Here is a 14,886-nt window from a genome sequence, read left to right on the forward strand (position 1 = left end):
CCCGATGGTCGCTATTTAGCTAGTGGTAGTTGGGACAATACTATCAAAATTTGGCGGGTGGGACAGTAAAGTTGTGTTGGGGGTGACAGCAATAACTTTTGTCTATCAAAAATGAGCGACACTTGCGGGAAACCCAACTGCACCGATGTCTTTTAAAATGTTGGGTTTTGGATCAAATTATTGAATCGAGCAGTTTTCTACTAAATATTAAAGCGCTCAACCCAACCGACAAGCTAGAGGGGATCGTATCTACATCAACAAACTATAATCTACATTAAAGAAATGTCCTAATAATTTCGCCTGTTCTTGGGTAATTGACCCTTTTCCTTTAATTAAACTAGAGGCAATTTTGTCAGAGCCAAGGATTCTGGCTATGTCTTTCTTATTAACGCTTTGCTGTTCCATCAAAAACAATAACATAGAATGAGGTGTGGTTGATTCCTGTAGATAAAAGCTTTTTTCAAAATTCCCAATTAAAAAAATTAGAAGCTCATAAAGTTCATCTTCTTCGGGAGTTCGCTGCTGACGGTGCATTAATTCTTCCACAATAGCCAAAGCTTTTTCATTTTCTGCCTCTGTTTTAATAACTTTAGGTAAATGGCGAGCTAGTAATTCTTTGTATTTTTCTGGATTAAAAGTAAGGGTCATTTTTCCATTGCTCCTTATCGTATTCAGCGTGAGTTAAAACATACTTGATATAAATTAGCCGCTTCTGATAATCGATACTGGTTATGAGACGATAACTATTCCCTTTAATGTTAAAAACAGTAAAGTTACCAACTGCTTCTGCTTTAGGAAATACTGTTTGAACCTCAACTAAATTATACCAAATCGCTTGACTGGCAATTTTGTACCAATTCTCTAAAGCTATTCGGGAATCAGCGTGTTTATTCGTAAATTCTCGTAGTCTTCGATAGCTGATGACGTGCATTTATAAAAACAAACATGAATTATCTCTGGGGGTGATTCGCTGCCAAAGTTGTTTTTCCATCGGTAATTCAGTTGCCTGTAATCGTCCAATCTTCTGCTCTTACACCGGCAATTTGCCCAAAATCTTAGAGATTTCTCGTCAGCAGGATAGCCGGATTAACCATTGAGATAGCAGCAATCTTCAAATCCATCGAACCCAAACGAGGGTAAGTTACCCGAAGTTCTTGAAAAACTTGACCTGCCTTTTCATCAAAGCCGACAATGGGAATCGTGCGATAATTAGCGAGGTGCTTTTCTAGCCTTCGATAGGCAACAACTTGGGTTTCAATCGAACTGGTCTTGGCTATGTAACTGAGCCATCCCCGCATTTGTTCTTCGTAGGTGATAATTGTGGTGGCAACTTCGCTGCTCGTAATAGCAGCCAGTTTTTTCAGCAATTGTTGTGCCGGTTGTCCCCCGCGATCGAGAATAGTAATATGATCTGTGTCAAGGAGATACATTTCAGGGTTCGGATGCTTCCTCGGCTAATGGTTTTAGAGACTGGCGGTACTCTTGACCAAACTGCATTGCCTCTTCGTAAGCTGGATCATCAGCAAAAGTGCCGACAATTTTTTCCCACCAGGGAGTTTCGCTGACAGTAGGTAGCAAACGCTTAAGCAGTGCTACTTCAGCTTCTAAAGCTGCTAGTCTTATCTCTAGATCAGTGCTTAACATGGTTGACATATCCTCCTATTCTGCTCTTGCTCAAAGGTTAGCTTTAAAACAAAATTTGTTTCAACGCCAGAAGCCATACGATGAACTGATGAAACCATACACAGCACTCCGGGTAAAATTATTGATGAACGATGATTGAGTTGCGACTCATTTCTATTAGGGAATGTTGAGTAAAAAGTGCTTTTATTTGAGGTAAATTATTCTGAAATAATGCTTCTAATTCAACATTCGTAATATTACCCGTAGTCACTAGCAGAAGCTTATAAGGTTCTTGACTAATCAAAAATGAATCGAGAAAATCTGTGTCTTTGGTAATAACAATACGATTTTGTTGAATTGAAAGAGCGTTAATTTCTGCATCTGTCGTGGCATTTTGTTGGGGTAAATCTTTAGTATGAATTGTATCATGACCAGCAGCTTGCAAAAAACGGGCTAAACGAACTGGCAATTGGGCATCGACTAAAAAGTTCATGGTGCAATTTGGTAGATGCTTTTTACCTGAGTTAATCGAGTGGCAAACAATAACGCCGCTAGAATATCCTCCCGTTCCAAATCATCGTAGTCGGCTAAAATATCTTCGATACTCATGCCAGAACTAAGTAATTCTAGGATAAATTCAACAGGATAACGCAATCCTCGAAGGCAAGGTTTACCATGACAGATATTTAAATCGAGGGTGATTCGCTGCCAAAGTTGGTTTTCCATAGGTAATTCAGTTGCTTGTAATCGTCCAATCTTCTCTCCGCCTACTTCTACTATGCACAATTCTGTCTTTAAGTCAAGTGGCTTTAGAAAACTTTAAGCAATTTCTTGACAAAATTTAACCTTTTTTCTCATTTTTGAACCCTCACAAATTAATTATGCAAGGGGTTTAATCTACTATACACAACTAGGGATACTACGAGAACTAACACTGTCATTGATGACCAACTCATGGCTGATGCTCTTAAAGCTACTGGACTCTCCTATTCTTTGTGTGATAAATTTAACTTCTATAGTAGTGATCGATCTTTGTGTCCTTTGTGTCTCTGTGGTTCGTTCCCCTCACTATTTATTGCCGGCAGTCTTCATTAACTATCTAGACCAAAAAAAGCCAGTCTTCCCTAATTTTTCGGGAAAACTGGCCAAGCTAATCTTGAGATTTTAACCAACGTTAGCGGTTTGTTTTTGGCTAAAAAATGCCGCTAAAACCTGTTGGGCAATCTGGGGACTGGTTAAACCCAAATCAGCGAAGGATTCCTCTGGTGTTGCGTGGTCGACTAATTTATCGGGAACCCCGAAACGCTTGACTGGAACTAGAATATTAGCATCCTGTAAAGCTTCCAAAACCGCAGAACCAAAACCACCCATCAAACAACCTTCTTCTAAAGTCACCACCTTACCAAGACGTTGGGCAAGGGGAAAGATAAGTTCTGTATCAAGGGGCTTGACAAAACGAGCATTAACCACTGTGGCTTCGATGCCGTGTTCGCTGAGGATTTCGGCCACCTGTAGGGAAGTGTTGACCATAGTGCCGTATCCTAACAGGAGAATATCATCGCCACTGCGGAGAATTTCGCCCTTACCGATGGGTAAAGCTTCCCACCCCTCTTCCATCAGGGGAACCCCTAAACCGTTGCCCCGGGGATAACGCATGGCAATGGGGCCGCTGGTATGATTAATCCCCGTCACCACCATTCTTTGCAGTTCCGCCTCATCTTTGGGGGCCATAATGGTCATATTGGGGATACAACGCAGGTAGGCGATATCGTACATCCCCTGGTGAGTCGGTCCATCAGCCCCGACAATACCAGCCCGGTCCATGCAGAAGAAAACCGGTAGATTTTGAATGCAGATATCGTGAATAATCTGATCAAAAGCCCGCTGCAGGAAAGTAGAGTAAATAGTGACAACCGGGCGCATTCCTTCGCAAGCAAGACCACCAGCGAGAGTAACCGCGTGTTGTTCGGCAATTCCCACATCGATATACTGTTTCGGTAGTTTTGCCTGAAATTTATCTAATCCCGTCCCGGTGGCCATAGCGGCGGTGATACCGATAATGCGCGGGTCATTTTCCGCCAATTTAGTGAGAGTATGCCCGAAAACTTTGGAATAAGCCGGAGGTTTCGGTTTACTGGAGGGAATCGGTTTACCCGTGGCTAAATTAAAGGGATTTTGGGCATGATAACCCACTTGATCTTTTTCGGCCCATTCGTAGCCTTTGCCTTTCACGGTGGCAACGTGGACGAAAACCGGTCCGTGGACCTTATGGGCCTGTTTAAAAGTGGCGATTAATTCGGGAATATTATGACCATCAATCGGGCCAAAATATTTAAAGCCCAATTCTTCGATGACTGCGCCAACTTTGGGAACTGCTAACCGTTTCATTCCTTCTTTGACTCGTTCCATTTCGGGAGTGAGGGAGTCACCGAAGAAGGGTAGATTTTTAAATTGTTCTTCGAGATTATCGGCGATAAACTGGACGGGTTCGCTCAGACGAACTTTATTGAGATAGCGGGAAATTGCCCCGACGTTGGGGGAAATGGACATCTCGTTATCGTTGAGGATAACCATGATGTTGGTGTTCGGTAAATGTCCAGCATGGTTAATCGCTTCTAGGGCCATACCCCCGGTTAAAGCCCCGTCCCCGATGATCGATACCACCTTGAAATCTTCCCCCTTGGCATCCCGGGCTAAAGCCATTCCTAACCCCGCAGAAATGCTCGTAGAGGCGTGTCCAGCCCCAAAATGGTCAAATTTGCTCTCGCAACGTTTTAGATAGCCCGCAACGCCGTTTTTTTGGCGCAGGGTGTGAAAATCGTTATAGCGACCAGTGAGGAGTTTGTGCGGATAAGCTTGGTGTCCCACGTCCCAAAGGACTTTATCTCGATCGAGATCGAGGGTTTGGTAAAGGGCGATCGTTAGTTCTACGACTCCTAACCCCGGTCCCAAATGTCCACCGGTAGCGGCGATCGTCTGGAGGTGTTTTTCGCGAATCTGACGGGCAATATCTTCTAATTGACGGAGTGATAAACCATGTAACTGGTTGGGATGAGTAATTTCACTTAGGTGCATATCGGCTTCTTTTTCAAAGTAGTTTATCCCTATACCAACTGTATAGGATTTTCAGCCTGAGATGAGGGAAAATCTAGGCTAGTCTGGCCGCCGTGCGTAAAATTTGGCCGGCTAACATGGCAGCCCCAAAACCATTATCTATATTAACCACACCCACACCGACCGCGCAGGAATTGAGCATAGTTAACAAAGGGGCAATACCGCCGAAACTGGTTCCGTAACCGATACTGGTGGGAACGGCGATCACCGGACGATCGACTAATCCCGCTACCACACTTGGTAAGGCTCCTTCCATTCCCGCAACAACAATTAACACATCGGCGGCATCCAATAGATGGCGATGATTCAAGAGGCGATGAATTCCCGCTACTCCCACATCCCAAAGACGCTGCACGGAAAAACCGCATAATTGAGCAGTAACCGCCGCCTCCTCCGCTACGGGAATATCGGCAGTCCCCGCCGTTAGGATGGAAATTATCCCTTTTGGGGGATTTTCTGGGGCAGCTGCGGCAATGGCACAGATGCGGGCTAAGGGATAATAAACTAAGTCTGTTACCTGTTCCTGTAGCTGGGCTGCTATCTCTGCTTCAATGCGGGTGGCCATAACCACGGGACTATTTTGACGCAAAACATTGATAATTTGGGCGATTTGAGCGGTGGTTTTACCCGGTCCCCAGATAACCTCCGGAAATCCCGTTCTTAATTGACGATGATGGTCAATTTTAGCAAAGTCTTCCACCGGTTCAAAGGCCAGATGTTTAAGTTTATCTAAGGCTGTCTCCGGGTTAATTTCTCCCCTGGCAACGGCGGTCAGCAGCGATCGCAAATCGGCAGCATGGAACATGGTCAGTTATCAATGGGAAGTGGGGTGCGGGAATTATGAATTATGAATTATGAATTATGAAGTAGGGAGGTGGGGGAGTGGGAATTATGAATTATGAATTATGAATTATGAAGTGGGGAGGTGGGGAGAATAAATAGAAATAATCTCCTGTCTCCTGTCTCCTGTCTCCTGTCTCCTGTCTCCCGTCTCCTGTCTCCTGTCCCACTGATATTAGGAGGCCATGGTGGCTGCCGGACGGCGGCGGCGATAAGTACGATTGTTCGCTGGTTCCGTTGCCGCCGCTTGCAAGAGGAAAATCACTAGAGGTTGACTCTTTAACTCCCGTTTGATTAAACGTTGCAAAGTCGTCTCGATTTCGGCCCGCAAACCGGCCCAATCCGGGGACCCCGTGGCGGTTTTAAATTCACCGATGCGATCGCTTAAACAGCGTTCGATCGCCCGAATAATTAACTGATTCAGCAGCGGGATTTCCACTTTTGTCACCACACCGCGCAAATTAATCTCTGGAGGTGCGCTTAATTGTCCCTCCCCGTTAACGAAGGCCGCGATCGTAATCACACCATCTTCGGCTAATTGTTGTCTTTCCTGCATAATGTGTTCGTGGACTACACCCGCTTGATCGACTAACTCGATTCCCGAAGGCACTGGTGTGCCAAGTCCAATGCGATCGCCAGTTAACTCGATCGTGTCACCATTTTTGACAATTACCATATTTTCGGCGGGAATACCCATACTTTGGGCCATCTGAGCGTGTTTGACCAGCATTCGGTGTTCTCCATGCACTGGCACAAAAAACTTCGGCCGGGTCAAAGATAGCATCAATTTATGGTCTTCTTGGGAACCATGGCCGGAAACGTGAATTCCCTTATCGCGTCCGTAAACTACGTTAGCACCCTGCATCATCAGGCGATCAATTGTATTGACCACAGCGATGGTATTACCCGGAATCGGATTAGCGGAAAAGACAATCGTATCTCCCTGACGCACGCGAATATGAGGATGTTCACCCTTAGAAATCCGCGTCATGGCCGCTAAAGTTTCCCCCTGGGAGCCTGTGGTTAAAATAACGATTTTTTCATCGGCTAAATTGCGGGTCGCTTTCAAGGGTTCAAATAGATCGTCGGGACATTTTATATACCCCAAATTACGCGCATGAGCGATGACATTTAACATCGATCGACCCACTACCACCACTTTCCGGTTAAATTTCTGGGCCAATTTCAACACCAGATTAATCCGATGCACCGAGGAAGCAAAGGTAGTGATCATAATCCGTCCCGTTGCTTGGTTAAAAACCCGCTCTAAACCGGGATAAACGGAAGCTTCCGAGGGAGTATAACCGGGTACTTCCGCGTTAGTGGAATCACTCAATAAACATAGCACCCCTTTTTCGCCATGTTCGGCAATTTTTTGCAGATCAAAGAATTCGCCATCCACGGGAGTATGGTCAATTTTAAAATCTCCCGTGTGAATAACTACCCCTAAAGGAGTGTGAATTGCTACACAAAAACTATCGGCGATCGAGTGGGTATTGCGGATATATTCCACCATGAAAGATTTACCTAAACGCACCATTTGCCGGGGAGCAACGGTTTCTAATTTAGTACGATTTGCCAATCCTGCTTCTTCCAATTTATCCCGCAATAAAGCCATCGCTAGACGCGGACCGTAGATAATTGGCACATCAAATTGTTTGAGATGGTAGGGAATGCCACCGATATGATCTTCGTGACCGTGGGTGACGATCATACCCTTAATTTTATGGCGATTTTCTCTTAGATAAGTCATATCGGGAAGCACTACATTGACCCCGTGCATATCATCGGAAGGAAAAGCTAAACCTGCATCCAAGAGAATAATCTCATCATCGTATTCAAAAACACAGGTGTTTTTGCCGATTTCGTGTAATCCTCCTAGGGGAATGATCTTTAGTTTTGCTTGGGTTTTATCTTGACTCATTAGGTATCCTTTGATGGTAAGTTATGTTGATTTTTTAGGTGGGTTTTCTAGACAGCAAATCTCAAAAAATGAATAGTCAGAATAAGTATGACTAGGGGAATAACACCTAGCTAAATTCACTTATATCAATACTTTCTCGCCGTTCTAAACTATATTTCTTTTCTTCTAGTTAAGCTATTAATATTATAACCTACTTTCTCGAAAAAATCCTAGTTTAGTTAGCCAAATTTTCTAGTATTTTTCTAGATTAAAGCCAATTCTTGCATAATTTTTGCTAATCCTTCTTCTAGTTCGGGACTTAAGGAACATAAAGGAGATCGCAATCCCCCCACCTCCCAACCGACTAGATTTAAGGCCGCTTTAATTGGAATTGGATTAGTGGCACAGAATAAACCTTTAAACAGGGGAAATAATTTCAAGTTAATCTCGATCGCTTTGGCCGCATCTCCGGTTAATAAAGCTTGAATCATCCCTTGTATTTCTTCTCCCACTAGATGACTAGCAACACTGACCACCCCCACCGCACCACAGGTCATCAGGGGTAAGGTGAGAAAATCATCGCCGGAATAAATAGCGAAATTTTCAGGGGTATGACAGTAAATCTTACAGGTTTGTTCTAAATTACCACTAGCTTCTTTTACCGCCACAATATTATCAACTGCTGCCAGTTTAATAATCGTTTCTGGGGTCATATTTTGACCCGTCCGACCAGGGATATTATAAAGCATCACCGGCAGATCGGGACAAGCTTTGGCAATGGTCAGAAAATGCTCGTATAAACCCTCTTGGGGTGGTTTATTGTAGTAGGGAACCACTTGTAAAGAACCATCTAAACCCAGTTTAGCAGCCTGTTGGGTCGCTTCGATCGCTTCGGAAGTGGAATTAGAACCCGTCCCCGCGATCACTTTTCCCCGACCATTAACCGCTTTTTTGACAATACTAAATAGTTCGTATTCTTCCTGCCAACTTAGGGTGGGTGATTCTCCCGTCGTCCCACAGACCACTATACCATCGCTACCGTGAGTAACTAGATAATCGGCCAATTTTTCCACCAGGGCATAATTAACTTGACCCTCGACGGTGAAGGGAGTCACCATCGCCGTAATTACTCGTCCAAAATAGGTTGTTTCACTCATTGATCAGTTATCAGTTATCAATTATCAATTATCAATTATCAGTTATCAGTTATCAGCTTCTGAAGGCAAGAGGCAAAAGAAAGAATCTGACAATCCTCCTAAGTAGGGAGGCACAATTAATTATTTGTAGGATGGGTTAGGGTAGGACTATTTAATTGATTATTATTCATTCTTAATCCTCCTGACTACTGGCTCCTAACCCCAACAACAATTTTTGATTTTTACCAGAGGTCTAGTTATTATCGCCTTGATCTAGCTGATGGCCGATAGCTTAGTTATCAAACTGTTGCTAATCTTGAACCGACGAGATTTTTCTTGACTAAAAGTTCGGCAATTTGTACGGCATTTAAAGCCGCACCCTTGCGAATTTGATCGCCGCATAGCCACAATTCTAGACCGTTAGGATGGGAGATATCTTGACGAATGCGTCCCACTAATACTTCATCGCGACCGGTAGCATCAATTGGCATGGGAAAATAATTAGCGTCCCAATCTTCCACTAATTTTACCCCAGGAGCAGACTCAAGAATTTCTCTGGCCTTCACCACAGAAAAAGGCCGACTAAATTCCAGGTTAACCGATTCCGAATGGGCCCGCAGCACGGGAACCCTCACACAGGTGGCGCTAACCCGCAGTCCAGGACAAGCAAAAATCTTGCGGGTTTCGTTGACCATTTTCATTTCTTCCTCGCAGTACCCTTGACCATTAATCGGGGTATTGTGGGGAAAAAGATTAAAAGCGAGGGGATAGGGGAAGGAATTAGTGGGAGGTTGCCGATTATCAAGAATTGCTTGCGCTTGCTGTTTTACCTCCTCCATGGCTCGCGCTCCAGCACCACTAGCAGACTGATAAGTAGAAACTACTACTCGCTCGATCGCCTGTACTTGGTGGAGAGGCCAGATCGCCACTCCTAAAAGAATTGTCGTACAGTTGGGATTAGCGATAATGCCCCGGTGATTGTCCACACTGTCGGGATTGATTTCTGGGACAACCAGAGGCACTTCGGGATTCATGCGAAAAGCACTGGAGTTATCGATAATCGTCGCACCCGACTCGACAATAGTTTTCGCCCAAGCTTTCGAGGTGCCCCCCCCCGCAGAAGCGAGAACGATATCCACGTCCTGAAAAGAGCGCTCGTTTACCGCTTCGATTAGGAGACTTTCGCCCCGAAAATTGAGGGTTTTTCCAGCAGAACGCTCGGAAGCCAGTAATTTTAGACTAGCGAGAGGGAATTGACGACTAGCTAATAACTCTAGTAATTCCGTTCCCACGGCCCCGGTGGCCCCTAAAATAGCGACCCGTACTTTTTGACTCAAATTGTGTAACCTCCTGACGAGTTGGGTGATGATAATGATCCGAAGAAATCGTTACAGTAAAAAATCTTTTTTGTCCACCGAGTTATTCTAAAACTTGGATTGATCGGCTTTTGATCAGCAAAATTTTCTGATTGGGCTTAACTGCCCCAAGGACGTAATAAATTAAATATACCCCATTGACCGCTAAAATAAAAAGATTGTGAGAGCTTGGGGAACAACTGCAGCTATTCCCCTAGAATATCATGAGCGGGACGGATCCACCGCAGGCGTAAACACCGCTCACCCTATTATAAACGTTCCTTGTCGTAAGAGCTAGAAAAATCAATGAAAGTTATTCAGGAAAAGCTTCCTGCCAGTCAGATAGGTTTAGAAATTGAAATTCCCGCCGAAACCACGAAAAACACCCACGAGCAAGTGGTCAAGAATTTAGCGAAGTCGGCCAATATACCCGGTTTTCGCCCCGGTAAGGTTCCCCGTCAGATTCTTCTGCAAAGATTGGGAACTAAGGCGGTAAAAGCGGCGGTAATTGAGGAATTAATTGAAAATTGCCTCGAATCTGCCCTAAAACAGGAGGGGATCGAGTCCCTGGGCAATCCCCAGCTATTGTCTAAGTTTGAGGATTTGATCGCTGCCTATGAACCGGGTAAAGCTTTGACTTTTTCAGTTTCCGTGGATGTGGCCCCGACAATTGTTCTCGGAGATTACGAAAATCTGAGCGTTACTGCCGAAGAAACCGTTTATGATCCCGAATCCGTGGAAAATTGGTTTAAAGAGCGTCAAGAACAGTTAGCGACATTGGTTCCCGTGGAAGATCGCGGGGCGCAGCTGGGAGATGTGGCGATCGTTGATTATCGGGGAAAATCCGCCGAAACTGGCGAAGATATCCCAGATATTGACGGCGAAGATCTGCGGGTGGATATGGAACCAGGACGCTTTATCGAGGGGATGGTGGAAGGAATTATCGGCATGAAACCGGAAGAAGTCAAAGAGATGACTTTAACTTTCCCGGAAGATTATCCCAAAGAAGATGTGGCAGCAAAAGCGGTAATCTTTACCATTACGATGAAAGAGTTAAAAGCGAAGGAATTACCAGAGCTTGACGACGATTTTGCCCAAGAAGTCAGCGATCAGGAAACAATCGCCGAATTAAGAGCAAGTTTAGAGAAACGCTTCCAAGAACAAGCGGAGAAGGAAACCAAAGACAGCATTTATGAGGCTTTAACCAAGGAATTAGTCAAGGGTGCGACTTTAGATTTACCGGAGACGCTGATCGAGAAGGAAGTGACGCATATTTTGACCCAAAGCTTCATGCAGTTCCAACAAATGGGGCTAGATGTCAACCAGTTGTTTACAAAAGATAATATTCCCAAAATGCGGGAAAGAGCCCGTCCCGATGCGCTCGAAAGTCTGAAACAGACTCTGGTGGTGCAGGAATTGGCTAAAGTCGCGGGCATTGAAGTCAGTCCCGAAGCAGTAGCCGAAAAAATCGCTAAAATCATGGCGCAATTGTCCGATCGCGACCTAGATATGCAGCGTCTGGAACAGGTGATCACCGAAGAAATCCTGGCGGAAAACACCCTGGAATGGCTGAAAGAAAAAGCTACTATCACCCTCGTCCCCAAAGGTTCCCTAGAGGAAGAAACAAGCGAGGAGGAGGAAACGGAAGAAACCTTCCCATTCACCGAAGTGGAAGTATTGGCAGCCGAGGAAGAATAACCCTTGGCTATCTTGAAGTCGTCAGCCTTTTAGCCGTCAGCCGTCAGCCATCAGCTTTTTTCTCCCGATATCCCTGTTCACTGATGGCTGATAACTGATAACTGATAACTGATCACTGATAACTGATAACTGATTGCTGCCAACCGGGGGAAACTTAGGGCATAATAGATGGACAGAAGTGCTAAAGATGCTTAACATTTGCCAGTAAAAGCTCCACAGCCAAGCAAAACCCCTAAGATTGTGATAGCGGAACCGAAAAAATTATGCTCGAATCGAGATCACCTGACTACCCAATTACCAGTAATTGTCGCCCTGCTATCTACGCCAACACGGGGAGAAACTCCTTAGCTAACGTTTTACCCGTGGTAATCGAACAGTCTGGCATGGGTGAACGGGCTTTTGATATCTATTCTCGACTCTTGCGCGAGAGAATTGTCTTTCTGGGAACCCCCGTCGATGATCAGGTCGCTGATTCGATCGTCGCCCAACTCCTCTACTTGGAGGCAGAGGATCCCGAAAAGGATATCCAACTTTATATCAACTCCCCCGGTGGTTCCGTTTATGCCGGACTAGCTATCTACGACACCATGCAACAAATTCGCCCCGACGTGGCGACAATTTGTTTCGGTTTAGCCGCTAGTATGGGAGCATTCCTGCTTTGTGGTGGCGCGGCAGGTAAACGGATGTCCCTACCCAGTAGCCGGATCATGATTCACCAACCCCTCGGCGGCGCCCAAGGTCAAGCTAGTGATATCGCCATCCAAGCCAAAGAGATCCTCTATATTAAACAGAGACTCAATACCATGCTGGCTCATCACACCGGTCAACCCTACGATCGCATCGCCAACGACACCGAACGGGACTTTTTCATGTCGGCCGTCGAAGCCAAAGAATATGGGTTAATCGATCTGGTGATTTCCCGTCCCGAACTGCCCGATCCTACCGTTCCCGTTACTTCCCTGTAAATTAATAAACTATGTCTAAATACGACTCCCACCTCAAGTGTTCATTTTGCGGCAAATCCCAGGAACAAGTGCGAAAATTAATCGCCGGGCCGGGGGTCTATATTTGTGACGAGTGTGTGGAACTGTGTAACGAAATTCTTGATGAGGAATTGATGGAACCGCCCAGTCCGGTCGCCCCAGTGGAGGAACGTCCCAACAAACGGCGATCGGGCCAAAACAAAACCACTTGGGAACAAATTCCCAAACCAAGAGAGATTAAAAAATACCTCGATGACTACGTTATTGGTCAAAATGAGGCGAAAAAAGTGCTTTCTGTGGCCGTTTATAACCATTACAAACGCCTCAAAGATATCCAAACCCAAAAAGCCAGTGGCGGTAGTCCAGAAGATAGCATCGAACTGCAAAAATCTAATATTCTGTTAATTGGTCCCACAGGATCGGGAAAAACCCTTCTAGCTCAAACTCTGGCTAAAATCCTCGATGTACCTTTTGCCGTCGCCGATGCCACCACGTTAACCGAGGCCGGTTATGTGGGGGAAGATGTGGAAAATATTCTCTTGCGTCTGTTACAAGTGGCAGATTTAGACGTGGAAGAAGCGCAGCGAGGCATTATCTACATCGATGAAATCGATAAAATTGCCCGCAAGAGCGAAAATACCTCGATTACCCGGGATGTGTCCGGAGAAGGGGTACAGCAAGCTTTACTGAAAATGTTAGAGGGAACGATCGCCAATGTTCCCCCCCAAGGCGGCCGCAAACACCCCTATCAGGATTGTATTCAGATTGACACCAGCAATATCCTGTTTATCTGCGGTGGGGCGTTTGTCGGTTTAGATAAGGTGATCGATCAGCGTCTCGGTAAAAAATCCATGGGCTTTATTCAACCGGGAGATGGCCAAGCTAGTAAGGATAAGGTAGCGGCAGGGTTATTAAAACAAATGACTCCCGATGATTTAGTCAAATTTGGCATGATTCCAGAGTTTGTCGGTCGGATTCCCGTCCTAGCGGCGCTTTCACCCCTGGATGAGGAAGCTTTAATCGCTATCCTGACGCAACCCCGCAACGCTTTGGTGAAACAGTATCAAAAACTGTTGAAGATGGACAATGTACAGTTAGAGTTTAAATCTGATGCCGTCCTAGCGATCGCCCAAGAGGCCTATCGTCGCAAAACCGGGGCCCGGGCCCTACGGGGTATTGTCGAGGAATTAATGCTCGATGTCATGTACGAATTGCCCTCGCGCAAAGACGTGAAACGCTGTTTAATCACCCGCGAAATGGTGGAAAAACGTTCCACGGCAGATCTATTGGTTCATCCTTCCTCTCTACCCAGTCAAGAATCCGCTTAAGGGGAAAAATCGAGGTTAACCATGCTGAACACCGTTCCCGCGATCGTCAAAGAAGGCAGGATCGAACTCCTCGAATCCGTGCCGATTCCAGAGGGTACTAGGGTTTTAGTCACCCTCATCCCGGAGGAGACAAACTCGGATTTCTGGCAAAAAGTCAGCGAAACTGCACTGGCTAAGATTTGGGATAATCTGGAAGACGACATCTATCATGAAAACTCAAATAATCGATAAAACAATCACTGTTCGCGGTGTTCCTCACTATTACGAGTGGATTCGGCAATCGGAATCTGCCCAGAAAAAGCCGGTGATGGTGTTTATTCATGGTTGGGGAGGATCGGGACGCTATTGGCGATCAACGGCTGCGGCAATTTGCGATCGCTTTGATTGTTTATTGTACGATATGCGGGGTTTTGGTCGGTCTAAATTGCCGGAAAAATCCCCCGATCTTTCCTACGATTTAGAAGAATATGCCCTTGATTTGGCCTTGTTTTTAGATAGTTTGGAAATTGAAAAAGTCTATCTCAATAGTCACTCTATGGGGGCATCGGTGGCGACTTTTTTTATTACTATGTACCCCGAAAGAGTGGTGAAAGCAGTTTTAACCTGTAATGGCATTTTTGAGTATAATAAAGCGGCTTTTGCTGCCTTCCATAAATTCGGTAAGTATGTGGTACAGTTTCGTTATGATTGGTTTTTAAAAGTACCTTTTGCCGATCAATTATTTATGGCGAGATTTTTGCATCGATCGATCCCAAAATCAGAAAGAATTGCTTTTTTAGAAGATTTTTTAGCGGCAGATTATGAGGCAGCCCTAGGCACAATTTATACATCTGTGAGTAAAAAAGCAGTGGAAATTATGCCTGGTAAATTTGCTGAGATTAAGGTACCAACTCTTTTAGTATCAGG

General features: G+C 45.2%; 17 protein-coding genes and 1 pseudogene. 7 read left to right on the top strand and 11 right to left on the bottom strand.

Translation table 11 applies throughout. From position 1 onward, the window contains the following. Positions 1 to 69, top strand: a pseudogene (locus IM450_RS17940) (WD40 repeat domain-containing protein); the annotation flags it as partial. A 180-nt stretch (positions 70 to 249) separates the two neighbouring features. Here IM450_RS17940 and IM450_RS17945 read toward each other — a convergent pair. The 6 genes from IM450_RS17945 to IM450_RS17970 all read right to left on the bottom strand — a co-directional run bounded on the left by IM450_RS17945 (position 250) and on the right by IM450_RS17970 (position 2,349). Then, entirely contained in the window at positions 250 to 648 is a 399-nt protein-coding gene (locus IM450_RS17945) for a helix-turn-helix domain-containing protein (protein WP_149978888.1), read from the bottom strand. After that, positions 632 to 931, bottom strand: a complete 300-nt coding sequence (locus IM450_RS17950; protein WP_002797368.1) for a type II toxin-antitoxin system HigB family toxin — start codon at positions 929 to 931, stop codon at positions 632 to 634. Before IM450_RS17950 ends, IM450_RS17945 begins: the two co-directional genes overlap by 17 nt. Positions 932 to 1,055: 124 nt before the next feature. After that, positions 1,056 to 1,430, bottom strand: a complete 375-nt coding sequence (locus IM450_RS17955; protein ID WP_287671216.1) for a type II toxin-antitoxin system VapC family toxin — start codon at positions 1,428 to 1,430, stop codon at positions 1,056 to 1,058. A gap of 1 nt (position 1,431) precedes the next feature. Then, positions 1,432 to 1,644, bottom strand: a complete 213-nt coding sequence (locus IM450_RS17960) for a hypothetical protein (RefSeq protein ID WP_287671218.1) — start codon at positions 1,642 to 1,644, stop codon at positions 1,432 to 1,434. Between the two features lie 118 nt (positions 1,645 to 1,762). Then, a complete protein-coding gene (locus IM450_RS17965) occupies positions 1,763 to 2,116 on the bottom strand; it encodes a DUF5615 family PIN-like protein (protein ID WP_002777887.1) in 354 nt (117 codons plus the stop codon). Next, the gene (locus tag IM450_RS17970) at positions 2,113 to 2,349 is read right to left on the bottom strand and encodes a DUF433 domain-containing protein (protein WP_002758607.1); all 237 of its coding nucleotides are present in this window, start codon (positions 2,347 to 2,349) and stop codon (positions 2,113 to 2,115) included. The genes IM450_RS17965 and IM450_RS17970 overlap by 4 nt, the downstream gene beginning before the upstream one ends. Before the next feature lie 228 nt (positions 2,350 to 2,577). On the opposite strand from IM450_RS17970, the gene IM450_RS22605 reads away from it, so the two are divergent. Next, positions 2,578 to 2,718 carry a DUF2191 domain-containing protein gene (locus IM450_RS22605; protein ID WP_071846437.1) on the top strand — a complete coding sequence of 47 codons (141 nt, stop codon included), beginning with the start codon at positions 2,578 to 2,580 and terminating at the stop codon, positions 2,716 to 2,718. A gap of 69 nt (positions 2,719 to 2,787) precedes the next feature. Here the strand turns inward: IM450_RS22605 and dxs are convergent, their stop codons facing one another. The 5 genes from dxs to IM450_RS17995 form a co-directional block, all read right to left on the bottom strand. Beyond that, a complete protein-coding gene (dxs, locus tag IM450_RS17975; protein ID WP_002803695.1) occupies positions 2,788 to 4,698 on the bottom strand; it encodes a 1-deoxy-D-xylulose-5-phosphate synthase in 1,911 nt (636 codons plus the stop codon). Positions 4,699 to 4,771: 73 nt separating this feature from the next. Then, positions 4,772 to 5,542 (bottom strand): nickel pincer cofactor biosynthesis protein LarB, encoded by a 771-nt coding sequence (gene larB, locus IM450_RS17980; protein WP_108936202.1) that lies wholly within the window; start codon positions 5,540 to 5,542, stop codon positions 4,772 to 4,774. A 210-nt stretch (positions 5,543 to 5,752) separates the two neighbouring features. After that, entirely contained in the window at positions 5,753 to 7,501 is a 1,749-nt protein-coding gene (locus IM450_RS17985; protein ID WP_287671221.1) for a ribonuclease J, read from the bottom strand. A gap of 242 nt (positions 7,502 to 7,743) precedes the next feature. Continuing rightward, the gene (gene dapA, locus IM450_RS17990) at positions 7,744 to 8,637 is read right to left on the bottom strand and encodes a 4-hydroxy-tetrahydrodipicolinate synthase (RefSeq protein ID WP_002803691.1); all 894 of its coding nucleotides are present in this window, start codon (positions 8,635 to 8,637) and stop codon (positions 7,744 to 7,746) included. Positions 8,638 to 8,915: 278 nt separating this feature from the next. Then, positions 8,916 to 9,953: an aspartate-semialdehyde dehydrogenase gene (locus IM450_RS17995; protein ID WP_287671224.1), complete on the bottom strand. Its 1,038-nt coding sequence runs from the start codon at positions 9,951 to 9,953 to the stop codon at positions 8,916 to 8,918. Positions 9,954 to 10,277: 324 nt separating this feature from the next. Between IM450_RS17995 and tig the strand changes: the two genes are divergently transcribed. The 5 genes from tig to IM450_RS18020 all read left to right on the top strand — a co-directional run. Then, a complete protein-coding gene (tig, locus tag IM450_RS18000; RefSeq protein WP_002803688.1) occupies positions 10,278 to 11,669 on the top strand; it encodes a trigger factor in 1,392 nt (463 codons plus the stop codon). 263 nt (positions 11,670 to 11,932) lie between these two features. Next, positions 11,933 to 12,634 (top strand): ATP-dependent Clp endopeptidase proteolytic subunit ClpP, encoded by a 702-nt coding sequence (gene clpP, locus IM450_RS18005; RefSeq protein WP_002736918.1) that lies wholly within the window; start codon positions 11,933 to 11,935, stop codon positions 12,632 to 12,634. Positions 12,635 to 12,645: 11 nt separating this feature from the next. After that, the gene (clpX, locus tag IM450_RS18010) at positions 12,646 to 13,980 is read left to right on the top strand and encodes an ATP-dependent protease ATP-binding subunit ClpX (RefSeq protein WP_287671226.1); all 1,335 of its coding nucleotides are present in this window, start codon (positions 12,646 to 12,648) and stop codon (positions 13,978 to 13,980) included. 21 nt (positions 13,981 to 14,001) lie between these two features. Then, on the top strand, positions 14,002 to 14,211 hold the full coding sequence (locus IM450_RS18015) for a hypothetical protein (protein WP_002752152.1): 210 nt from the start codon (positions 14,002 to 14,004) through the stop codon (positions 14,209 to 14,211). Next, positions 14,189 to 14,886 (top strand): alpha/beta fold hydrolase (locus IM450_RS18020; RefSeq protein ID WP_287671228.1); only part of this gene is annotated, 698 nt, incomplete at its 3' end. The genes IM450_RS18015 and IM450_RS18020, both read left to right, overlap by 23 nt.

This window comes from Microcystis sp. M083S1 (genome assembly GCF_020246405.1).
GTDB classification, from domain to species: domain Bacteria; phylum Cyanobacteriota; class Cyanobacteriia; order Cyanobacteriales; family Microcystaceae; genus Microcystis; species Microcystis aeruginosa_C.